Here is a 21,129-nt window from a genome sequence, read left to right on the forward strand (position 1 = left end):
GGTGTTACCGGCGGTTCACGAGATGCTTCCGGGTGAGGGTGTCCGGGCAAGGGGAGGGCATGGGGATGACGGGCTCAGGGGCGGGTTTCGAGGCTGCGGTCTTAAGGACCGCCGAGGCGGTGGCGCTGGCCCTGGCGAGGTCCCGGCCGGGGCCGGCGCGCCGCCTCCGGCCGGCGAAACCGGGCGATCCCGCGGTACGGCGCCTCGCGCGCGAGCTGGCGGACCGGCTGACCGGGGCGCTCGCCGGGCCCGCGGGACCCGCGGGACCCGCGGAACTCACCGACGCCGACCGGCTGGCGGCGGTGGCCGCCGTCGGCGAGGTGTTCGCCGCGCTGGCGCCGAGGGAGGCCCGGGTCCTCTTCGCGGCGGACCCCGGCCCGGAGCTCGCGGACGATCCCCCGGCGGACGCCTCCCTGAGCCGTGCCGCGGCGGCCGCCTACCGGGAGCTGTTCGCCCTGTGCCGCACGGCGGGCGGGAGCGGGACGCAGGGCCCGGCGGGCGGGGGCGGGGGGACGGGAAACCGGGGTACGGGAAGCGCAGCCGGCGGGAGCGCAGGCGCGGAAAGTGGGAGCGGGAGCACGGGCGCGGGAATTGGAAGCGGAGCCGGCGAGGGTGCGGCCGGCGGGAGCGGGGGCGCGTCCGACCGGGCGGCGCGGTTCGAGGAGGAGTACGCGCACCACGTGGCCCGGGCCCAGGCGCGGGTCCAGCTGTTCGGGCTGACCTTCAGCCAGGACCGCCAGGACTGGCCCCTGGACCTCGCCTACATCAGCCTCGCCGTCAGCGGCGCGCAGCTCCTGGAGGAGCCCGGCCCGCAGACCCCGGTCAAGGCCGAGGTGGCCCTGAACGCCGCGGAGCGGGTCCTGCTGCGCGGCCCGGCCGGCTCGGGCAAGAGCACCCTCGTCCAGTGGCTGGCCCTGAACGCCGCCCGCAGCAGCTTCGGCCCCCAGCTGCGCGACTGGAACACCCTGGTCCCCTTCGTCCTGCCGCTGCGCTCCTTCAACTCCCCCGCCGGGCTCCCGAAGCCCGGGGACTGGCTGACCGCGACCGGGGTCCCGCTGACGGCCCCGGAGGGCTGGGTCGAGCAGCTCCTCTCCGCCGGGCGGGCGCTGGTGCTGGTCGACGGGGTCGACGAGGTGCCGCCGCGCCTGCGCAGCCGGACCGAGTCCTGGCTCCGGGAGCTGCTCACCGCGTACCCGGCGGCGCGTTTCGTGGTCACCACCCGCCCCTCGGCCGTACCGGAGGACTGGCTCACCGCCCAGGGCTTCTCCTCGCTGGCCCTGCTGCCGATGGAACGCGACGACGTCGGCGCCTTCATCACGCACTGGCACGACTCCGCCCGCGCGGAAGCCGAGGGCGAGGGCGCCGGCCGGGAGCGGGAGCTGCTCGACCGGTACGAGAAGGCGCTCCTGCAGGCCGTCGCCACCCGCCGGGACCTGGGCCGGCTCGCGACGAACCCCCTGATGTGCGCCCTGCTCTGCGCCCTGAACCGGGACCGCCGGATGCACCTGCCACGGGCCCGCAAGGAGCTCTACGACGCGGCGCTGGACATGCTGCTGATCCGCCGCGACAGCGAGCGGGACATCTCCGGGGTCGAGGGCGTCTACCTCAGCCGGGACGAGCAGACCCTGCTGCTCCAGCGGCTCGCGTACTGGCTGATCCGCAACGGGCAGGTGGAGGCCTCCGCCGAGGAGGCGGTCAGGATGATCGCCGAATCGCTCGACGCCATGCCGCAGGTCAAGGCGCAGGGCAGCGCGCAGACGGTGTTCCGGCACCTGCTGATCCGCAGCGGGCTGCTCCGGGAGCCCGTACCGGGCTCGGTGCTGTTCGTCCACCGCACCTTCCAGGACTACCTCGGCGCCAAGGCGGCCGTGGAGGCACGGGACTTCGGCGTCCTGGTCCGCAACGCCCACGAGGACACCTGGGACAACGTGGTCCGGATGGCCGTGGGGCATGCCCGCCCCGACGAACGCGCCTCGCTGCTGCGGCAGTTGCTGCACCGGGCCGACCAGGTCGAAGCCGACCGCAGCCGCCTGGTGCTGCTCGCGGCCGCCTGCCTGGAGCACGCGCCGGAGCTGGACCCGGAGGTCTGGCGCGAGGTGGAGGCCCGTACGGCCCGGCTGCTGCCGCCGCGCTCCCCGAGCCAGGCCGGGGAGCTGGCCAAGGCGGGCGAGCTGGTCCTGGAGCTGCTGCCGGAGCCGGCCGGGCTCACCGAGGACGAGGCCGCCGCGACGATCCGTACCGCGGCACTGGTCGGCGGCGACCGGGCCCTCCAGGTGATCGCGGGCTTCCGGACCGACGACCGCTACGAGGTGGGCCGCGAACTGTCCGACGCCTGGGGGCGGTTCCCCGTGGACGCCTACGTGGACACGGTGCTCGCGGACGCCCCCATGCGCGCGGCCCACCTGCACGTGCGCACCGCCGGACAGCTGCGGGCCCTGGACCGGCTCCCGCACGTCCACCGGCTGCACGTCACCTGGGACGGCCCGGTGCCGCGGGAGATCTCCGGCCGGCGGGACCTGGAGTCGCTGATCCTGCACCGCAACGCGCGGCTGGCCGACCTGTCCCCGCTGGCCGGGCGGACGGCGCTGCGGCACCTGGGCGTCCTGGACTGCCCGAAGGTCACCGGCATCGAGGTGGTCCGCGAACTGCGGGCGGACAGCCTCGCCTTCGGCTACCTGCGCGACGACCTCTCGCTCGCCCCGCTGGCGGGCGCGGCCGGTCTGCGCTCGCTGGTCATCGGTTTCGAGCCGGAGCAGCGGCGGATCGGGGACGTCCCGGCCGCGGACTCGCTGACCGCGCTGCACCTGTGGCAGGGCGCCCGCCGGATGACCCTCGACGGGATCGAGCGCTGGCCGCGGGTGGAGAAGCTGACGGTCGCCGGGAGCGGACAGTACCGGCAGCTGGTGCGCTCGCTGCCACTGAGGGGGCTGACCGCCCTGCAGATCCGGCACGCCGCGCCCGTAGCGGCCGGGGCGCTCCTGCCGTACGAGCGCCTCGGCCGGCTCGTGCTGATCCGGTGCGCCCTGGAGGGCGGCCTGGAGGCACTGCGCGATCTCCCGGCGCTGCGCCGGCTGGTGCTGAGCGAATGCCTCGGGACCGTGGACCTGTCGCCGCTCGCCCCCCTGGAGGAGCTGGTGATCGAGCTGCGCCGCGGCACGCACGTCACGGGGGCGGAGCTGATCCCGCCGGAGCGGCTCGTCCGCAGGGACTGAGCCGCACCGGCGGGACCGCCCGTAGCGCTGGAGGCCGCCGGGTCAGGCGGCCGCGGGGCTACGGGGCGTTCGCCCGCTCCCCGTCACCAGACCCGGACCGAGCCCCCGCGGGCGAAGGCCGGGCTGGTGGCGCCCGCCGGGACCTCCGTCAGGGGCTGCGCGACCTCCGAGACGAGGGGGCCGTGCTTGGCGGCCACCGCGTCGAGGAGGGCGAGGTCGAAGCCGTACACCCGGGCGGCGTTGCCGCCGACCATGGCGGCGACCTCCTCGCGGGGCAGGCCCGCGTAGGCGATGCGCAGGCCTTCGCGGGAGTAGGGCGTGGTGCCCTCGTCGTGGGGGTAGTCGCTGCCCCACATGATCTTGTCGAGGCCGATCCGGTCCCGCAGCGGGACCTCGTGGGGGCGCATGAAGCTCGCTCCCACGAAGCAGTTGTCCCGCCAGACCTCGCCCGGCCCCTTGCCCATGGACTCGGCGAGGCCCGCCCCGAACTTGGCCTCGGCGGTGGACGAGGCCGCGACCAGGCGGCCGTGGTAGTAGTCCAGCATCTCGATGACGCCCGGGATCCAGCCGGAGCCCTGCTCCGTCAGGACCAGCTTCAGCCCGGGGTTGCGGCGGAAGGCGCCGCCGAAGATGAGGTGCCACAGGGCCCGGTGGGAGAACCAGGTGGTCTCCACCATGAAGACGGCCCGCGCCGCCGGCTCGTCGCCCAGGGGCGGTGAGGCGGAGCCGCCGTGGTGGTTGACCGGGACGTCCAGCTCGTCGCAGACGGCCCAGATCGGGTCGTAGACCTGCGAGTAGAGCTCGGGCACGGTGGAGCCGGGCGGGACGCCGGGCAGCAGGATGCCGCCGGTCAGGCCCGCGTTGCGGGTGCGGCGGATCTCCCGGGCCGCCGCGTCCACGTCGTTGAGCAGGATCTGGACCACGCCCGCCCGGCGGCCCGGCGCGTCCGCGCAGAAGTCCGCCAGCCACCGGTTGTGGGCCTGGAGCCCGGCCCAGCGCATCTCGTACTCGGCCGCCGTCGGGGGCTGGGCCATCAGCGAGGCCTTGGGGAAGAACGGCGGGATGGTGTTCGGGAAGAGCACCTCCGCGACGATCCCGTCGGCTTCGAGCTCGGTCAGGCGCCGCTGGGAGTTCCAGTTGCGGTCGGCCGTGTCCGCGAGGAGGTCCTCGTACGGGTTCACGTAGCCGGCGGCCCAGGCGTCGAACTCCTCGTGGTACCGCTTCTCCAGGTACGGCTTGTAGTCCAGCAGGTCGGCGCCCGCGTGGCAGTCGGCGGAGATGACCGTGTAGCGGTCCTCCCCGGTGGCCGGGGTCTCGGAGCTCACGGGTTCACCCCCAGGACCGGGAAGTCGTTGTCGGTCAGCCAGTGCCGGCCCACGTCGCGCGAGCGCGACCAGGAGGCTTCGACGGCCGCCTGGTCCGCGCTCTGGCCGAGCTCGGCGGGGGTGGGGCCGATGCGGCGGGCGATGGGCGCCAGCTTCTCGGTGTCGAAGCCGAAGACGTCCGCCGCGGCCAGGCCCAGCATCCGGCGGGTCTCCTCGACGGGGATGTCGTGGAAGGTGTTCTTCAGCCAGTTCCGGGTGTTGGGCCAGGTCCCCTCGGGGTGCGGGAAGTCCGAGCCCCACAGGATGTTGTCCACGCCGATCTCGTAGCGCTGGGCCAGCTCGCGCCGCTTGGTGTTCGTGGCACAGATGAACACCTGCCGGTCCAGGTACTCGCTCGGCGGCCGCTTCAGCTCCTCGAAGGGCGAGAGCTTCTTGCCGCCGTGCGCGCCGAGGTAGAGCCGGTCCATGAACCAGAGCTGGTTCGGCAGCCACCAGCAGCCCGACTCGGCGACGCCGAACTTCAGCCCCGGGTGCCGCTCGAAGACCCCGGACCAGAGCAGGAACCACAGCGGGCGGGCCGGCCACCAGGTGACCTCGGAGACGAAGATGCCCAGGTGGTCCCCGTACTCGTGGCGCGGCGAGGATCCCGAGTGGGTGACGATCGGCATCTGCGTCTCGGCCGCCGCCGCCCACACCGGGTCGTAACGGCGGTCGTGGTAGGGGGCCTTGTCCACCCACATGGCCGGGATCATCAGGGCGCCCAGCCCGGACGCCTTGGCCCGGTATATCTCGGCGACGACCTTGTCCGGCTCGCCGGTGATGGGCAGCAGGGCCACCCCGCAGTGCCGCTCGGGGTTCTCGGAGACGAACTCGGCCAGCCAGCGGTTGTGCGCCTGGGCTCCGGCCATGCCGAGCTCGGGGTCCTGGTCGCCGGAGAGGCCGAGGCCCACCCCGAAGGGGGCGGCGGTCTGGCTGTCCACGGCATCGGCGTCGGGGAAGACGACCTCGGCGGCCACGCCGTCACCGTCGAGTTCCTTCAGCCGCTGGGTGACGTCCCAGCCGCCCTTGAGGCCTTCCTCGTGGTCGTGGAACCACTTCTCGGCGAAGGCCTCGTTGCGCACGCCCAGCTTGGTGGCCTCGGCGCGGCGGGCGTCGCGCTCGCCGAGGAACTCGTCGAACTGCGGGTGGAAGGCGCTGTCCAGGTAGGGGCGGTACTGCTCGGTGGGCAGCCCCGCGTGGCAGTCGGAGGAGATGATCAGGTACGGGTCTTCGTACGCACTCACGATTGAGGCTCCTCAGTCGAGGATGAAGCTTTCCAGGTAGGCGGGGTTGGCGCGGTCGAGCATCGACTGCGACCGGGCGCGGATCTGCCGGTCGCTGTGCTCGCTGTCGGGCAGCATCCAGAAGCGGTCGGCGCGGATGCCGTCCACGACGTGGTCGGCGACGTCCTCGACCGGGGTGAAGTTCACCTCGTGGCCGGCCTGCTTCATGGCGGTCTCGTACTGGTCGAGGCTGCGGTACGGGGACTTGCGCGGGCGCTCCTTGGCGTACCGGTCGGGCCGGTTGCGGTGCGACTCCCACAGGCCGGTGCGCAGCATGTGCGGTCCGGGGAAGAGCACGGAGGCGCCGATGGCCGCGCCCTCCGCCTTGAGGTGGGCGTAGAGCGACTCGGTCATGGTGACCACGGCCGCCTTGGTGACCGCGTAGACGGAGGCGGTGGGCAGCGGGGCGATGCCGCCGTCGCCGGAGGAGGTGTTGACGATGTGGCCGGGTCCGCCGCCCGCGATCATGCGGGGGACGAAGGCCTGGATGCCGTGGAAGACGCCCCAGACGTTGACGGAGAAGGCCCATTTCCAGTCGTTGGGCTCGTGCTCCCACATGCGGCCCTCGGCGCCGGAGCCGACGCCCGCGTTGTTGCAGAGCACGTGCACGGCGCCGAAGGTCTCGTACGCGGCGTCCGCGAGGGAGATCACGGAGTCGCGGTCGCTCACGTCGACGATCTTGGCGAGCACCTCGGCGCCGTCGGCGGCGAGTTCGTCGGCGGCCTTGCGCAGGGCGCCCTCCTCCACGTCGGCGAGGACCACCTTCAGCCCCTCGGCGGCGAAGCGGCGGGCCATGGCGAGGCCGATGCCGCTGGCGGCTCCGGTGACCACGGCCACCTGTCCCGGTTCGAGTCGCATCAGACGCTCCCCTCGGGCGGTCCGTCGAGGATCTGCATCGGGTCGTCGTAGCGCTGGTGGATGTACGGGAGCAGGGCCTGGGCGCTGACCCGCTCGACGACCTTGCCCCGCTGGTCGGTGGTCTTCTCGCCGATGGTGATCTCGACGAGGCGGCGTACGGGGAGGTCGGCGATGGGGTCGAACATCGACTCGCGGAGCACCACGTCGCCGGTGATGTGCTCCAGCTTGCGGACCTTCTCGTTGCGGGTGCAGTGCACCAGCACCGGATCGGCGTCGAAGCCCGAACCATCCACCGCCGGGAGGAACTTGAAGTAGAAGTCGGTCTTCACCGTGGGCTCGGGCAGCGGCAGCTCACGGTCCACCGCCCCGCGCACCTCGACGAAGGCGATCCCGTGCCGGGCGAGGGAGGCCCGGACGACCAGGCCCTCGCGCTCCACGGTGATCTCGCCGAGCTTCTTCGGCTCGCCGAAGACCTCGCGGCCTCCGATCAGGGCGCGCTCCATGCTCATCGGCATGACCAGCGGGTACCAGCCCTCGACCCCGCCGTGCTGGGCGGCGACGGCCACCGAGCCGGCGCCGAGCGGGTAGCCGGGCAGGTCCACCTTGCTGATGTTGGCCCGCACCAGGGGCCGCTCCGCGGGCTTCAGCGGCGGCGGCAGGACCGCCGCCACGACGTCCGGGTCGGTCTCCCAGACGGCCACCACACCGGTGGACCAGATGTCGGGGAGCTTGGAACCTTTTTCGCGCGCGGCGGCGATCTCTGCCTCGGTGCGCGCTCCGTACCGTACGCGTGCCATCTATCGCACCATCCTTCGTCTAGGACGCAGTCGGTTGTGAGGCGGTCGGTTCTGACGCGGTCGGTTCTGACGCAGTCGGTTCTGACGCAGCTGGTTCTGTAACACAGTTACACCGCCACCGATGAAGGGTAAAGACCCTTGCACGTAACCGATCTGACGGATCGACAGATCCAAGGAAAGTTGGGACGGACACGATGGCCAGAACCACGCTGACCCGCGCGGAGGTACTGGACGCCGCCGCGTCCCTGGTCAAGCAGCACGGCCCGGCCGCCCTCACCATGCGCAAGCTCGCCGCCGAGCTGGGCACCGCGGTGACCTCCATCTACTGGCACGTCGGCAACCGCGAATCGCTGCTCGACGCCCTCGTGGAGCGGACCGTGGAGGAGGTCGGCGCCATCCGGCCGGCCGGCCGCACCCCCGGCGACCGCATCCTCTCGGTCGCCCGGATCCTGCGCCGCGAGCTGCGCGAGCGCCCCCACCTGATCGCGATGGTCCACGAGCGCGGCCTCACCGACCGGATGTTCCTGCCCGCCCAGCAGGCCCTGGTCCACGAGGTGCACGCGGCCGGCCTGCGCGGGACCCGGGCCGCGGACGCGGTGCGTGCGATCCAGTTCCAGATCATCGGCTTCGTCCTGGTCGAGCGCAATCGCGAACGATCCCCCGCCCAGTCCCCCGCCGAGAGCGAGCTCTGGGACCCGGCCGACGCCCCGCACGACCCGCCGCTGGCCCGCGCGCTGGCCCGGCCCGTGGATCCGGAACGGCTGTTCCAGCTGACCCTGCGGGCCCTGGTGAAGGCCCTGCTGGCGCCACCGGCCGGGTAACCGGCTTGCCGCCGCGCGGCCGCCCGTGATGGGATCTGCTCCACGGGGGCGGCTCCCCGGCGTGCATCCTCTCCCTTTCACGGAAAGTCCGCGCGCCCTCTCTCCGCCCCCGTTTTTCGTTCGCGGAGGGAAACGAGGGAAACCAGGCCGTGTCCGTCACCCGATCCGTCGAAGAGCTCATGCTGCGCCGGCTCCGGACCGTCTACGTCGACCGGCCGCCGGCCGCCGCTTCGCCCGGCACCGAGGGGGTCCGCCCGCTGGAGGGCGAACTCCTGGAACGCGGCCACACCCTGAGCCGGGAGCTGTACGCCGCCCTGGCCGTCCTCGCGCCGACCGACCTCGCCGAGGAGCGCTCGCGCCTGCTGGCGCTGGCCGACGGGCTCGCGTGCGACGGGCGGGGGCCCCGGCCGGCCTTCCGCCGCTTCCCCTTCTCCATCCCGCACGACACCGAGCGCTGGTACACCGACCGCGTCCTCGCCCTGCTGCGCCGGGACCCCGCCCGGCCGTGCTCCCTCTGCGCCGGGACCCGCCCGGTGCGTGCCCTCGCCCCGTGCGCCCACCTCGTCTGCGGCTCCTGCTGGGACGGCTCCCGGCGGGACAGCACCGACCGCACCGACACCGGCTGCCCCGTCTGCCTGCGTCCCGTCGACCCGGCCGCGCCCTTCCTCTCTCCCGCTCCCCCCGCTTCCCCCGCTTCCCCCGCTACGGAGCACCGCGCGGCCGGCAGCGACGGGGGCGGGATCCCGCCCGGCCCGCTCCGGCTGCTCCGGCTCGGCACCGACCCCGCGGCCGACGCCGCCCTGGCGCTGGCCCCGCTGCTCACCCGGCCGGCCGCGCTGTCCCCCGAGGACCACGCCGACCTGACCCTGCTGCTCCGGCTGGCCCCGGACGACCTCGACTGGCTGCCCGCGCGGATCCCCGTACCGCAGACCCGGGCGCTGGTCCTGGCCAGCCTGCTGACCGGCACCGCCCCGCAGGCCGCTGTACTGCCGCTGCTCCCCGGGCAGTTGACCGGCGCCACCGACGTGCTGCGGCTCCTCGCCGCGCTGTCCGGCGGGGAGCCGGAGCTGCTCGCGCCGGCGCCGTCAGGGTTCCGCTCCCCCTCCCGGCCGCTGCGCCGCGCGCTGCTCGGCGTACTCGACGCGCTGCCCGCCGCCGGCCTCGTCGAGGAGCTGCTGCGGTATCCGACGGCCTGGAAGCGGGCCGCCGAGACCCTGCACCCCTTCGAGCGGTACGCCCGTCATCCCCGGGCCGCCCTGGCCTTCGCCGTGCTGCGGGGCACCGTCCTGTCCGGAGCCATGGGCGCGGCCCTGCGGGAGAGCGCCGCCGCCCATCTGGACGCCGTACGCGTCGAGGGCGACCGGCTCCGGCCCGCGACGTGGGCCCGGCGGCTGGAGCAGGCCCGGGCCGGAGCGGACCCCGGGGCCGCCGCCGCGGTGGCCGCGGAGCGCCCCGACGAGCTCGTCCTGCGCCTCGACCACCTGCTGCGCCTGCACACCGGCGATCGCCTGGCCCCCGAGCTCGCCCGGGAGCTGGTCCGCGCCCTCCCCGCCGTCGGCGCGGGCCCGCTGCTGGCCGCGCTCGGGGCCCTGCGCGGGCGCGCATCGGACCGGACCGGTTCGCGGCGCGTGTTCTTCCCCAAGGGCCCGGCCGGTCACGTCCGCTCCGCGCCGGAGGCGCGCCCGCCGCTTCCGGGCCCGCTCGTCACGGCGGCACTGGCCCCGCTGGAGTCGGAAGTGCTGCGCCGGTTCGCCCGCGCCGAGGGGGAACCGTACGACCTGGCCGTCCTGGACTCCGGGCTCGCGGAACTGCCCGTGCCCTCCGGCGGGTCCGCGGTCGCGGTGCCCCGGGGCAGCTTCCTGGCGCTGCCCGAGGACGGGACGCTGCGCCTGTTCCTGCACTGGAGCGAGGCCCGGGACCAAGTGGCGCTCCTGAACCTGGCGGTGGCCTTCTTCGACGCCGACTGGCGGTTCACCGGCCTGTGCGACCGCGACCGCCCGGCGTACGGGACGTCCGGGGCCGGGGCCGTGCACGACGGCGGCGGCTGGGACCCGGTGCCGGGACGGGACGGACGGACGGAGTACGTCGACCTGGACCTGGCGGGGCTCGCCGGGCGCGGGGACGCGTACGCGGTGCCGCTCGTGTCCGGCTACAGCGAGGTGCCGTTCGAGGAGCTGGCCCGGGCCATCACCGGGTTCGCGGCCCGCCCGGCGGGCGGCCCGCGCGCGTCTGCGGACGGGCCGCGCACGGCCGTACGGAGCTTCGCCCTGGGCGGCCCCGCGACGCGGGCCCGGATGCCGATCGTCGTGGACCTGGCCGCACGGCGGGCGCTGTGGGCGGACCTGAGCCTGCCGCCTTCGGACGACTTCGAGAGCGTCACCCCGCACGGAGACCGGGTCGCGGCCGTGGCCTCGGACGCGTGGGCGCACTTCGCCTCCGGGTCCCGCACCACCCTGTGGGACCTCGCCGTGTGGCGGGCGGCGGCCCGCACCCGTGTGGTGGCGGTGATCCGGCGGGCCACCGGGAGTCCGGCGGCCGACGAGGTGTGGCTGTACCGGGCCGCGGCCGGCGAGGAACCGGCCGGCTTCGCCGCGCGGATCGCCGCCCTGGCGCCGCCCGAAGAGCGCCGGCCCCGCGCGGACGCGGACGCGGAGGCCGCCGAACTGGCCGCCGGGAAGCGCGCGTTCCTGGCGCTGACCCACGCGAGCGTGGCCCCGGTGGGCGGTTCGGGGACGGCCTACCGGCTCTTCCCCGGACCCGCCGAAGTGCCCGGGTCCTTCGCCCGGGTGACGGCCGGGGATCTCGTGGCGGAGTTGGGCTGAAAGGCCGTAGGGCTTCGAGTGTCGGCGCGGGCCGATATCCTCTGTGACCATGCTCGCCGACCGTACGACCGCAGAGACGATGTGGCCGACCGCGTACCCACAGGGGTACGCGGTCGTCGACGTGGAGACCACCGGGCTCGCGCGCGACGACCGGATAATCTCCGCCGCCGTCTACCGGCTCGACGCTCAGGGCAACGTCGAGGACCACTGGTACACGCTGGTCAACCCGCTCCGGGACCCCGGGCCCGTGTGGATCCACGGTCTGACCAGCGACATGCTCCAGGACGCGCCGCTCTTCAAGGACATCGCCGAGGAGTTCGCGGGCCGGCTCGCCGACCGGGTGCTGGTCGCGCACAACGCGATCTTCGACTGGCAGATGATCGCCCGTGAGTACGCGCGGGCCGAGGCCACGGCCCCGGTGCGCCAGCGCCTGTGCACCATCGCCCTGTCGAAGGAACTGAACCTCCCGCTGCCCAACCACAAGCTGGAGTCGCTCGCCGCGCACTTCGGCGTGGTCCAGCAGCGCGCCCACCACGCGCTCGACGACGCCCGGGTCCTCGCGGAGGCGTTCCGTCCGTCCCTGCACGCGGCCGCGCGGGACAACGTACGGCTGCCCCTGCTGGAATGCCGGCCGCTGACGGAGTGGTCGGACACCCCGGCCGCCCCGCGCGTCGGATACCAGGCCTCGTACGGTGCGGGCTCGAGCTGGCGGGCCTCGCGCAAGCGGCCGCCGTGCCCGTACCCGAACCCGGGGCGGTGGGCGGACGGCACCCCGCTCAAGCAGGGCATGCGGATCGCGTTCTCCGGCGACACCTCGGTGGACCGGGAGCTGCTGGAGGACCGCGCGGTGGAGGCGGGCCTGCACATCGCGACGAGCCTGTCCCGGCTCACGAGCCTGCTCGTGACGAACGACCCGGACTCCTCGACCTCCAAGACGGTGAAGGCCAAGTCCTTCGGAACCCCCGTCGTCGACGAGGCGGCCTTCACCCAGCTGCTGCGGGACGTGGCTCCGGCGGGAGACTGACCACACGGAACGGCACTGGGTAAGGGGATCCGAGGGGACGTCCGGGGGCCGCCCGTTGGGCCGGCCGGGTGCACGCGCGGCGACTCACCCCGGTGGATCTTGTTCCGGCGGTCCGCCCTGCGCAGCATGCCGCGCATGGCACGTTGCGAAGTCTGCGGGAACGATTACGGCATGTCCTTCGAAGTCCACGCACAGGGTGCTGTGCACGTCTTCGACTGCTTCTCCTGCGCCATTCACCGCATGGCGCCCATCTGCGAGCACTGCCGGGTCCAGATCATCGGACAGGGCGTCGAGGTCGAGGGACAGTGGTTCTGCGGCGGGCACTGCGCCCGCGCGGAGGGGAAGGTGGGCATCACCGACCGCGTCTGACTCCCGTCCCCCCGCTCCCCGCATCCTTTTCCTCGCCCACGACCCCGGACGGCCACCCGGCCGCCGGGGTCCTCGCCGCTCGGGGTACCGTCGTGGGCGTGTACCGCTTTGTACTGACCCGGCAGTGGGTGTGTCTCACCCTCATCGGCCTCGTCCTGATCCCCGCGATGATCAAGCTGGGCTTCTGGCAGTTCCACCGCCACGAGCACCGGGTCGCGCAGAACGAGCTGATCGACGCGAACCTGCGGGCGAAGCCGGTCCCCATGACCGAGGTCACCTCCCCCGGCCACGTGGTCCCGCGCGCCGACTACTGGCGTGCCGTGACCGCCACCGGCACCTACGACTCCGCGCGCGAGGTCGTCGTGCGCATGCGCACCGACAACGACGACAAGGTCGGCTTCCACGTCCTCACCCCGCTGGTACTGGCCGACGGCCGGGCGGTGCTCGTCAACCGGGGCTGGGTCGCGGGCGGCGACGACCCGCGCGCCTACCCGCCGGTGCCGGCCGCGCCCACCGGCGAGGTCACGGTCACCGGTCGACTCAAGGCCGACGAGACCAGCGGCGGCAGCGGCATCAAGGACCGCAAGGGCCTGCCGGACCGCCAGGTGATGCTGATCAACAGCGCCCGGCAGGCGCAGTACCTGGGCAGGCCCGTCCTCGGCGGCTACCTGGAACTCACCACGCCGGTACCGGCCGACGACAAGCCCGAGGTGGTCGCCGAGCCCGACCACGACTCGATCGGGGCGCACATGGCGTACGCCGTGCAGTGGTGGCTGTTCGCCTCTGCGGTGCCGGTGGGCTGGATCGTGCTCGTACGGCGCGAGAAGCGCGACCGCGAGGCCGCGGCCGCCGCCGGGAGCGCCGCATCCGAGCGGGAGCCGGTGGCGACCGCGTAGCGTGTCGGGCATGGATCTTGGACTGAAGGACCGTGTCTACGTCGTCACCGGCGCCACCAGGGGCCTCGGCTACGCTTCCGCCCGCGAACTGACCGCCGACGGCGCGAAGGTGGTGCTGACCGGCCGGGACGCGGCGCGCGCCGAGGCCGCGGCCAAGGCGCTGGGCCCGAACGCGGTCGGGGTGGCCGCCGACAACGCCGACCCCGGGGCCGCATCCCGGCTCGTCGCCGCGGCCCGGGAGTACTTCGGCCGCCTCGACGGCATCCTCATCAGCGTCGGCGGCCCGGCGCCCGGCTCGGCGGCGGACAACACCGACGAGCAGTGGACGGCCGCCTTCGACTCGGTCTTCCTCGGCGCGGTCCGCCTCGCGCGGGCGGCGGCCGCCGAGCTCTCCGACGGCGGGGTCATCGGCTTCGTCCTGTCCGGCTCCGTGTACGAGCCGATCCCCGGACTCACCATCTCCAACGGGCTGCGCCCCGGCCTGGCCGGCTTCGCGAAGTCCCTGTCCGTGGAGCTCGGCCCGCGCGGCATCCGGGTGATCGGCCTGCTGCCCGGCCGCATCGACACCGACCGGGTCCGCGAGCTCGACGCCCTGTCCGGGGACGCGGACCTCGCCCGCTCCGGCAGCGAGTCGCGGATCCCGCTGCGGCGTTACGGCAGCCCCGAGGAGTTCGGCCGCTCGGCGGCGTTCCTGCTGTCCCCCGCGGCTTCCTACCTGACCGGCGTCATGCTCCCGGTGGACGGCGGCTCCCGGCACGGCTTCTGAGCCCTCCGCCCCGGCTCCGCCTCATGTCACCCTTCGCGCCCGGCGGGGGGTGACGTGGAGGCGGGCCTCCGCCGGGAGGGCCTCGAGCGCCGCCGAAGTGCGGGCCCGGCCCAGCACCGGGCCGGCGAGGGCCGCCAGTACGTCGGCCGGCACCGCGTGCGGCTCCAGCTCCAGGGCGACCCGCAGGGCCGGGGCCCCGCGCCGGCCCCGCAGCGTGACCCGGCACCGGGCCACGCCTTCCACGGCCTCCTGGACATCGGCCGCGACGGCCTCCTCCAGCGCCCGCCCGCGCAGCACCGCGAACGCCCCGTCCCCGGTGTCCACGAGCACCTCCGCGAGGCGGGCCCGCCGCAGTTGGGACAGCAGCCACCACAGCGCCAGGAGTACGCAGACGCCGAGGACGGCGAGCACCACCCACCAGGGCCCCGGCCAGCCCCGCCCGTGCGGCGCCAGCAAAGGTTCGTGGCGGCCCTCGAACGGCCCGGACGCGGTCAGTACCGACGCGCCCGCCGCCAGCAGGACCAGGCCGAGCAGCGCGAGCAGGACCCGGTTCACCGTTCCCAGGGTCACCGGCGGTTCACCCGCACCCTCGGCCGCACCTCGTGGGCCAGCCCCAGCTCGTCGACGCCGACGGCCAGCACCGCGTCCAGGTCGGCCCGTACGTCGTCCAGTTCGCGGAAGTGGGACACGGCCCGGACCCCGATGCGGGAGCGGCCCACGCTGACCCGCACCGACCGCACCCCGGCCACCTCCATGACCCGGTCTCGCAGCACCTGCGCGGCGGCCTTGCGTTCGAGTCCGCCCCGCACCTCCGGGTGCCCCGAGCTCATCGGGAGGATCCCGCGCAGGCCCGGGGTGAGGGCGTACAGCAGCAGCGCGGCGCCGGCCGCGGCCAGGACCGCGCCGCCGATCAGCACGCCGGGGTCGGCCGGGGTGTGCCGCTCCAGCGCCCGGGAGAGCTCGTCGCGCCAGCGCATCCCCGGGCGGTGGGCCCGTACCGCCGCCAGGTCGTACAGGAAGAGCCCGGCCACCCCGAGGACGGCGAGCGCCCCCACGGCGGCGGGGAGCCGCCGGGGCGAGCGGAAGCGGGCGCTCACCGCACCCGCCGGTCGCGCCCGGCGGCGGGCCGCGCGGGGCACAGCTGCTCGATGTCCACGTCCACTTCGGGTACGGACATCTCCGCGTACTCCTCGACGCGCAGGGCGACGTGGCGGCGTACGGCCGCGCACTGGGCGGCGAGGTCGGAGGGGTAGGGGAGCTCCAGGACCACCCGTACGCGGGCGATGTCGTGGTGCACGGTGACGGTGGCGTGCGGCGGGGCCGCGTCCGGCGCGGGCCGGGTCAGCGCCTCGCGGGCGGCCTGGGCGGCGATCTTCGCCACGACCCGGTCGGCGATCCGGGTGGCTCCCCGCTCGGCGGCGGGCACCCGGGGCGGGGTGGGGCGGGGGGTGCTCATCGGTCCCGGTCCCGGCCGCGGTCGCGGTCACCGTCCCGGTCGCCGGGGCGGCCCCGGGGGCGGAAGAAGTCCCCCGGTTCCAGGTCCCCGTCGAGGAACCGGCCCACGACGAAGCCGATGGCGCCGAGGGCGGCCACCAGCAGGAAGGCCCCGAAGCCGCCGAAGTACCCGGCGAACCCCAGTGCCATGCCGGCCACCAGGCCGACGACCGCCATGCTCATGCGGACTCCTCTACTGCAGTCGGGACTCCGGCTCCTCGTCGTCCTCGTCCGGCAGCTTCACGTCGCCGACCGCGATGTTGACCTCCACGACCTCGAGGCCGGTCATCCGCTCCACCGCCGAGACGACGTTCTCACGGACGGCCCGGGCCACGTCCCGGATCGACACGCCGTAATCCACGACGATCTCCAGGTCGAGGGCGGTCTGCACCTCGCCGACCTCAGCCTTCACGCCCCGGCTGACGGTGGACTTGGCCCCGCCGGGGACGCGGTCGCGGACGGCGCCGAAGGTGCGGGAGAGGCCGGTGCCGCTGCCCATGGCGTGGACGCCGACCACCTCGCGGGCGGCCAGGCCGGCGATCTTCTCGACCACGCCGTCGGCGATGGTCGTCCTTCCGCGGTCGGCGGGGGGCTTGGTGGCGCTGCCGCCTGTGGCGGCGGATTCGGTCATCTCGTATCCCTTCGCGCGTGCGGGCTCCCGACCAACGGTAAGTCGGCACCCCGGGAGGCGCCCGTCCCGACGCGGCTACGGGAGTGACCGCTGCGCGGGGCAAAGTCCCCGCCGCGCCCTTGCCGCTGCGCGGGGCAAGGTCCCCGCCGTGCCCTTGCCGCTGCGCGGGGCGAGGTCCCCTGCCCGCCCTTCCACCGTTCCCCGGGCGCTGCCCGGACCCCGGTCCTCAGGCGCCGGACGGGCTGGGAAGGGGTGCCGGGCTGCGCCCGGACCCCCTGGGGCTCCGCCCCGGACCCCGCTCCTCAAACGCCGGAGGGGCTGGAGTTGCCGCTGCGCGGCAAACCAGCCCCTCCGGGGCGCACGTGCGGCCGAGGCCGGGCACAATCCAGCCCCTCCGGCGTTTGAGGAGCGGGGTCCGGGGGCCGGCCCCCGTGCCGCGGCGGTGCGGCTAGTCGGAGAGGCCTGCCAGGTCGCGCAGGCGGCGGGCCTGGGCGGCACGCTCAGCAGCGCGCTGGTCCTCGTAAGGGCGCGACACCGCACCCCGCAGCAGCGCCTTCGTCTCGATCACCGCGTCCCGCGGCGGAGCCAGCAGCGCGGTGGTGAGGTCCTGGACGGCCGCGTCGAGCTCGCCCGCGGGGACGACCAGGTTCGCGAGGCCGATCCGTTCGGCCTCCTCGGCGTGGACGAAGCGTCCCGTCGCGCAGATTTCGAGCGCGCGGGCATAGCCGACCGCCGAGGTCAGCGGCTGGGTGCCGCCGAGGTCGGGCACCAGGCCCAGCCCGGTCTCGCGCATGGCGAACTGCACGTCGTCCGCGACGACGCGCAGATCGCACGCGAGGGCAAGCTGGAAACCGGCACCGATCGCGTGCCCCTGAACGGCGGCGACGGAGATAATGTCGTTGCGCCGCCACCAGGTGAACGCCTCCTGGTACTCGGCGATGGTGGAGTCGAGCAGTTCCTCCGAACCGCGCGCCAGGTCAAGGAAGGACGGCTCGCCCTCGAAGCCTTCGGGGGTGAACGCCTGCCGGTCGAGCCCTGCGGAGAAGGACTGCCCTTCGCCGCGCAGCACGACGACCCGGACGGTGCCCGGCAACGACCTTCCAGCCTCCGTCAACGCCCGCCAGAGCGCGGGGGATTGAGCGTTTCGCTTGGCCGGATTGGTCAATGTCACCGTGGCGACCGTGTCGTCGACGGTGAGCCGTACGCCGTCCTTGTCGAGCAGAGCCATCTGTGTGCCTCCGGTGTTGTGCCGTCGTTCGGCCGCGTTCTCGGCCTAAGTGACTGCACAGTAACCACCCAGCCGGCCATGGAGCCGACCGGGGGTCACCGAAGGACGGTGGAACTGGAACCGTGAAGCTGAATACGGAAGAACCGTTGGAACCAAGGGGAACCAAATGGTCAGGCCGTAGCCGCCTTCTTGCCGCGTGTCGCGCCACCGCGACCACGCAGCGTGACTCCGGACTCGCTGAGCATCCGATGGACGAATCCGTAGGACCGGCCAGTCGATTCGGCCAGCGCCCGGATACTCGCACCGGAGTCGTACTGCTTCTTCAGGTCTGCCGCGAGCTTGTCACGCGCGGCGCCGGTTACCCGGCTGCCCTTCTTCAGAGTTTCGGCCACCCGTGCCTCCTCTATGGGAAGTGCGCTCTGGACTTCTCATGATCACCCCTCCCCGGCTTCCTGGCCACCCATTCAGCAAGGTCGGTACGGCGGCATTTCTTCAGCCGTGGACGGCCGAGCAGAACGGAATCTTCTCTTCCGCTGCATGACCTCCGTCACATTTCCGCTCGGCCGGTATGAATCACCAGGTCAGGGGCCGGAACGGGTAAACGGAAGGCCCCGGGCGCATCGGCGAGGATGCGCGGCCGGGGCCGTCGTCGAGCACGGATCGGTATGAGACCGTCTCACTCAGATGATGGATCACGTCTGAGCCGAATGATCCATAAGCAAAGGATCACGGAAGCGGAAGGGCCTCAGGCGAGCGACACCAGGTCCCGGTAGTCCGGGCCCCACAGGTCCTCGACGCCGTCGGGGAGCAGGATGATCCGCTCCGGCTCCAGCGCCTCGACCGCGCCCTCGTCGTGGGTGACGAGGATGACGGCGCCCTTGTAGGTGCGCAGGGCGCCCAGGATCTCCTCGCGGCTGGCCGGGTCGAGGTTGTTGGTGGGCTCGTCGAGCAGCAGCACGTTGGCCGAGGAGACGACCAGCGTCGCCAGGGCGAGGCGGGTCTTCTCGCCACCGGACAGGACGCCCGCGGGCTTGTCCACGTCGTCGCCGGAGAAGAGGAAGGAGCCGAGCGTCTTGCGCACGGCGACCAGGTCCAGGTCCGGCGCCGAGGAGCGCATGTTCTCCAGGACCGAGCGCTCGGGGTCCAGGGTCTCGTGCTCCTGGGCGTAGTAGCCGAGCTTGAGGCCGTGGCCGGGGACGACCGTGCCGGTGTCGGGCTTCTCGGTGCCCGACAGCAGGCGCAGGAGCGTGGTCTTGCCGGCGCCGTTGAGGCCGAGGATGACCACGCGGGAGCCCTTGTCGATGGCCAGGTCGACGTCGGTGAAGATCTCCAGCGAGCCGTAGGACTTCGACAGGCCCTCGGCGGTCAGCGGGGTCTTGCCGCAGGGCGCCGGGTCCGGGAAGCGCAGCTTGGCGACCTTGTCGGAGACGCGGACGGCGTCCAGGCCCGCGAGCAGCCGGTCGGCGCGCTTGGCCATGTTCTGGGCGGCGACGGTCTTGGTGGCCTTGGCGCGCATCTTGTCGGCCTGCGAGTTCAGGGCCGCGGCCTTCTTCTCGGCGTTCTGGCGCTCGCGCTTGCGGCGCTTCTCGTCGGCCTCGCGCTGCTGCTGGTAGAGCTTCCAGCCCATGTTGTAGACGTCGATCTGGGCGCGGTTGGCGTCCAGGTAGAAGACCTTGTTGACGACCGTCTCGACCAGGTCCACGTCGTGGGAGATGACGATGAAGCCGCCGCGGTAGGTCTTCAGGTAGTCGCGCAGCCACACGATCGAGTCGGCGTCGAGGTGGTTGGTCGGCTCGTCGAGGAGGAGGGTGTCGGCGTCCGAGAAGAGGATCCGGGCGAGCTCGACGCGGCGGCGCTGACCACCGGAGAGGGTGTGCAGCGGCTGGCCGAGCACCCGGTCGGGCAGGCCGAGGGCGGCGGAGATCGTCGCGGCCTCGGACTCGGCGGCGTAACCGCCCTTGGTGAGGAACTCGGTCTCCTGGCGCTCGTACTGGCGCATCGCCTTCTCGCGGGTGGCGCCGGAGCCCGAGGAGATGCGCTCCTCGTTCATCCGCATCTTCTTGAGCAGCACGTCGAGTCCGCGCGCGGACAGGATCCGGTCGCTGGCCAGCACGTCGAGGTCGCCGGTGCGCGGGTCCTGCGGGAGGTAGCCGACCTCGCCCGAGCGGGCGATGCTGCCGCCGGCCGGGGTTCCCTCGCCCGCGAGGCACTTGGTGAGGGTGGTCTTGCCGGCTCCGTTGCGGCCGACGAGGCCGATGCGGTCGCCCTTGGCGATGCGGAAGGAGGCGTTCTCGATGAGGATGCGGGCGCCGGCGCGCAGCTCGATGCCGGTGGCGGTGATCACGGAAATACTCCAGGGCGGGTCGGGACGGCGGAAGGGGGGCAGGACGCGATGCTTCTACGCCGCTAATCCGCGAGGAGATTTGCCATGGGAGTCATTCTACCGGTGGCCCGCAACTACTTTCGGGCCCGGCCGCCCCTCCCGGGACCGGCGCCGCCCCTGCCCCCGTGTCCCCCGTTCGGCCCACGGAACACGCCTCCCGGCCGGGGGGCGTATGAGGATGAACGGGTTGATACTCGCCGCAGGGGCGTACTCGTACCCCCCTTGGTAGGAATGGAGGGCGGTGCGGGATGCAGTTCGACGACAACGCCAATCTGGACACTTCCGAGGTCAAGGACGTACGCGGCAGCCGCATCCCGGGCGGGAAGGCCACGATCGGCGGCGGCATCATCGGTTTCATCGCGCTGATCATGGGTCTGCTGTTCGGGGTGGGCCCGGAGCAGCTGGGCCTGTCGGACGGAAGCCCGGAGCCCGCTTCGACCTCCTCCTCCGTCGCGCAGGTGCAGCAGAGCTGCAAGACGGGCGCGGACGCGAACGCCAAGGAGGACTGCCGGCTGGTGGCGGTGATCAACAGCACCCAGGACTTCTGGAAGCAGGAGTTCGCCAGGCGCGGCGCGCAGTACACCCCGGCGCAGACGGTGTTCTTCACCGGCAAGGTGGGCACCGCCTGCGGGGCGGCCACCTCGGCGGTCGGCCCCTTCTACTGCCCCGGTGACCGGCAGGTCTATCTGGACCTGGGCTTCTTCAACGAGCTCCGCACGAAGTTCGGCGCGAGCGGCGGCCCCTTCGCCCAGGCGTACGTGGTGGCCCACGAGTACGGCCACCACATCCAGAACCTGACCGGCACCCTGCAGAAGGCCCAGGACGGCCGGCAGGGCGCGAACAGCAACGCGGTACGGGTCGAGCTGCAGGCCGACTGCTACGCCGGGGTCTGGGCCCACAACGCGACGAAGACCCCGGACGAGTCCACGGGCAAGCCCCTGATCACCAGCCTCACCGACCAGGACATCAAGGACGGCCTGGACGCGGCGGCCGCGGTCGGCGACGACCGGATCCAGGAGAAGTTCCAGGGCCGGGTGTCCCCGGAGTCCTGGACCCACGGCTCGGCCGAGCAGCGCCAGCAGTGGTTCTACCAGGGCTACCGCACGGGCGACATGGCCCAGTGCAACACCTTCCGCTGAGTGTCGGCGGCGCCTGCCATGCTGTGACGTGGATCACCGTCC

General features: G+C 73.4%; 20 protein-coding genes. 8 read left to right on the forward strand and 12 right to left on the reverse strand.

Going from position 1 to position 21,129, the window contains the following annotated elements; translation table 11 throughout:
* Positions 1-65 precede the first annotated feature (65 nt).
* Positions 66-3,212 carry an NACHT domain-containing protein gene (locus ACODT5_RS26300; RefSeq protein ID WP_422521696.1) on the forward strand — a complete coding sequence of 1,049 codons (3,147 nt, stop codon included), beginning with the start codon at positions 66-68 and terminating at the stop codon, positions 3,210-3,212.
* Between the two features lie 83 nt (positions 3,213-3,295).
* On the opposite strand, the gene ACODT5_RS26305 is transcribed toward ACODT5_RS26300, so the two are convergent.
* Genes ACODT5_RS26305 through ACODT5_RS26320 form a run of 4 tightly spaced genes read right to left on the reverse strand, consistent with a single transcriptional unit; the run spans position 3,296 to position 7,514 of the window.
* A complete protein-coding gene (locus tag ACODT5_RS26305; RefSeq protein WP_422521697.1) occupies positions 3,296-4,537 on the reverse strand; it encodes an amidohydrolase family protein in 1,242 nt (413 codons plus the stop codon).
* Positions 4,534-5,820, reverse strand: a complete 1,287-nt coding sequence (locus ACODT5_RS26310; protein WP_422521698.1) for an amidohydrolase family protein — start codon at positions 5,818-5,820, stop codon at positions 4,534-4,536. Before ACODT5_RS26310 ends, ACODT5_RS26305 begins: the two co-directional genes overlap by 4 nt.
* Positions 5,821-5,832: 12 nt before the next feature.
* Complete coding sequence (locus ACODT5_RS26315; RefSeq protein ID WP_422521699.1) at positions 5,833-6,717, reverse strand: SDR family NAD(P)-dependent oxidoreductase; 885 nt, start codon at positions 6,715-6,717, stop codon at positions 5,833-5,835.
* Positions 6,717-7,514 (reverse strand): acetoacetate decarboxylase family protein, encoded by a 798-nt coding sequence (locus tag ACODT5_RS26320; RefSeq protein WP_385369686.1) that lies wholly within the window; start codon positions 7,512-7,514, stop codon positions 6,717-6,719. The genes ACODT5_RS26315 and ACODT5_RS26320 overlap by 1 nt, the downstream gene beginning before the upstream one ends.
* A gap of 194 nt (positions 7,515-7,708) precedes the next feature.
* On the opposite strand from ACODT5_RS26320, the gene ACODT5_RS26325 reads away from it, so the two are divergent.
* The 6 genes from ACODT5_RS26325 to ACODT5_RS26350 all read left to right on the forward strand — a co-directional run bounded on the left by ACODT5_RS26325 (position 7,709) and on the right by ACODT5_RS26350 (position 14,212).
* A complete protein-coding gene (locus ACODT5_RS26325; RefSeq protein WP_422521700.1) occupies positions 7,709-8,335 on the forward strand; it encodes a TetR/AcrR family transcriptional regulator in 627 nt (208 codons plus the stop codon).
* 149 nt (positions 8,336-8,484) lie between these two features.
* Complete coding sequence (locus ACODT5_RS26330; RefSeq protein ID WP_422521701.1) at positions 8,485-11,157, forward strand: MXAN_6230/SCO0854 family RING domain-containing protein; 2,673 nt, start codon at positions 8,485-8,487, stop codon at positions 11,155-11,157.
* 49 nt (positions 11,158-11,206) lie between these two features.
* Positions 11,207-12,181, forward strand: a complete 975-nt coding sequence (locus ACODT5_RS26335; protein ID WP_422521702.1) for a DEDDh family exonuclease — start codon at positions 11,207-11,209, stop codon at positions 12,179-12,181.
* Between the two features lie 135 nt (positions 12,182-12,316).
* Entirely contained in the window at positions 12,317-12,550 is a 234-nt protein-coding gene (locus ACODT5_RS26340) for a hypothetical protein (RefSeq protein WP_112453882.1), read from the forward strand.
* Positions 12,551-12,648: 98 nt separating this feature from the next.
* On the forward strand, positions 12,649-13,446 hold the full coding sequence (locus ACODT5_RS26345; RefSeq protein ID WP_422521703.1) for an SURF1 family cytochrome oxidase biogenesis protein: 798 nt from the start codon (positions 12,649-12,651) through the stop codon (positions 13,444-13,446).
* 10 nt (positions 13,447-13,456) lie between these two features.
* Positions 13,457-14,212 (forward strand): SDR family oxidoreductase, encoded by a 756-nt coding sequence (locus ACODT5_RS26350; RefSeq protein ID WP_422521704.1) that lies wholly within the window; start codon positions 13,457-13,459, stop codon positions 14,210-14,212.
* A gap of 21 nt (positions 14,213-14,233) precedes the next feature.
* On the opposite strand, the gene ACODT5_RS26355 is transcribed toward ACODT5_RS26350, so the two are convergent.
* The 8 genes from ACODT5_RS26355 to ACODT5_RS26390 all read right to left on the reverse strand — a co-directional run bounded on the left by ACODT5_RS26355 (position 14,234) and on the right by ACODT5_RS26390 (position 19,909).
* The gene (locus tag ACODT5_RS26355; RefSeq protein WP_422521705.1) at positions 14,234-14,782 is read right to left on the reverse strand and encodes an Asp23/Gls24 family envelope stress response protein; all 549 of its coding nucleotides are present in this window, start codon (positions 14,780-14,782) and stop codon (positions 14,234-14,236) included.
* Positions 14,779-15,309 (reverse strand): DUF6286 domain-containing protein, encoded by a 531-nt coding sequence (locus ACODT5_RS26360; RefSeq protein ID WP_422521706.1) that lies wholly within the window; start codon positions 15,307-15,309, stop codon positions 14,779-14,781. Before ACODT5_RS26360 ends, ACODT5_RS26355 begins: the two co-directional genes overlap by 4 nt.
* Positions 15,306-15,668 carry an Asp23/Gls24 family envelope stress response protein gene (locus ACODT5_RS26365; RefSeq protein ID WP_422521707.1) on the reverse strand — a complete coding sequence of 121 codons (363 nt, stop codon included), beginning with the start codon at positions 15,666-15,668 and terminating at the stop codon, positions 15,306-15,308. The genes ACODT5_RS26360 and ACODT5_RS26365 overlap by 4 nt, the downstream gene beginning before the upstream one ends.
* Complete coding sequence (locus ACODT5_RS26370) at positions 15,665-15,889, reverse strand: hypothetical protein (protein WP_422521708.1); 225 nt, start codon at positions 15,887-15,889, stop codon at positions 15,665-15,667. The genes ACODT5_RS26365 and ACODT5_RS26370 overlap by 4 nt, the downstream gene beginning before the upstream one ends.
* Before the next feature lie 10 nt (positions 15,890-15,899).
* Positions 15,900-16,337, reverse strand: coding sequence for an Asp23/Gls24 family envelope stress response protein (locus tag ACODT5_RS26375; protein ID WP_422521709.1), 438 nt, complete (start codon positions 16,335-16,337; stop codon positions 15,900-15,902).
* Between the two features lie 448 nt (positions 16,338-16,785).
* A complete protein-coding gene (locus tag ACODT5_RS26380; protein ID WP_422521710.1) occupies positions 16,786-17,565 on the reverse strand; it encodes an enoyl-CoA hydratase/isomerase family protein in 780 nt (259 codons plus the stop codon).
* Positions 17,566-17,735: 170 nt separating this feature from the next.
* On the reverse strand, positions 17,736-17,957 hold the full coding sequence (locus ACODT5_RS26385) for a helix-turn-helix domain-containing protein (protein WP_204357858.1): 222 nt from the start codon (positions 17,955-17,957) through the stop codon (positions 17,736-17,738).
* A gap of 353 nt (positions 17,958-18,310) precedes the next feature.
* Entirely contained in the window at positions 18,311-19,909 is a 1,599-nt protein-coding gene (locus ACODT5_RS26390) for an ABC-F family ATP-binding cassette domain-containing protein (RefSeq protein ID WP_385369708.1), read from the reverse strand.
* A gap of 287 nt (positions 19,910-20,196) precedes the next feature.
* Here ACODT5_RS26390 and ypfJ point away from each other — a divergent pair, with 287 nt between their 5' ends.
* The gene (ypfJ, locus tag ACODT5_RS26395; protein ID WP_422521711.1) at positions 20,197-21,087 is read left to right on the forward strand and encodes a KPN_02809 family neutral zinc metallopeptidase; all 891 of its coding nucleotides are present in this window, start codon (positions 20,197-20,199) and stop codon (positions 21,085-21,087) included.
* The last annotated feature ends 42 nt before the right edge of the window (positions 21,088-21,129 follow it).

Source organism: Streptomyces tatrensis (assembly GCF_049310065.1).
In the GTDB taxonomy this organism is placed as follows: domain Bacteria; phylum Actinomycetota; class Actinomycetes; order Streptomycetales; family Streptomycetaceae; genus Streptomyces.

Bases quoted from the DNA above. Each gene is read 5' to 3' on its own strand.
- ACODT5_RS26300 (WP_422521696.1), top strand. From the start codon at position 66: ATGACGGGCTCAGGGGCGGGTTTCGAGGCTGCGGTCTTAAGGACCGCC.
- ACODT5_RS26315 (WP_422521699.1), bottom strand. From the start codon at position 6,717: ATGCGACTCGAACCGGGACAGGTGGCCGTGGTCACCGGAGCCGCCAGC.
- ACODT5_RS26320 (WP_385369686.1), bottom strand. From the start codon at position 7,514: ATGGCACGCGTACGGTACGGAGCGCGCACCGAGGCAGAGATCGCCGCC.
- ACODT5_RS26325 (WP_422521700.1), top strand. From the start codon at position 7,709: ATGGCCAGAACCACGCTGACCCGCGCGGAGGTACTGGACGCCGCCGCG.
- ACODT5_RS26335 (WP_422521702.1), top strand. From the start codon at position 11,207: ATGCTCGCCGACCGTACGACCGCAGAGACGATGTGGCCGACCGCGTAC.
- ACODT5_RS26340 (WP_112453882.1), top strand. From the start codon at position 12,317: ATGGCACGTTGCGAAGTCTGCGGGAACGATTACGGCATGTCCTTCGAA.
- ACODT5_RS26350 (WP_422521704.1), top strand. From the start codon at position 13,457: ATGGATCTTGGACTGAAGGACCGTGTCTACGTCGTCACCGGCGCCACC.
- ACODT5_RS26365 (WP_422521707.1), bottom strand. From the start codon at position 15,668: ATGAGCACCCCCCGCCCCACCCCGCCCCGGGTGCCCGCCGCCGAGCGG.
- ACODT5_RS26370 (WP_422521708.1), bottom strand. From the start codon at position 15,889: ATGAGCATGGCGGTCGTCGGCCTGGTGGCCGGCATGGCACTGGGGTTC.
- ACODT5_RS26375 (WP_422521709.1), bottom strand. From the start codon at position 16,337: ATGACCGAATCCGCCGCCACAGGCGGCAGCGCCACCAAGCCCCCCGCC.
- ACODT5_RS26380 (WP_422521710.1), bottom strand. From the start codon at position 17,565: ATGGCTCTGCTCGACAAGGACGGCGTACGGCTCACCGTCGACGACACG.
- ypfJ (WP_422521711.1), top strand. From the start codon at position 20,197: ATGCAGTTCGACGACAACGCCAATCTGGACACTTCCGAGGTCAAGGAC.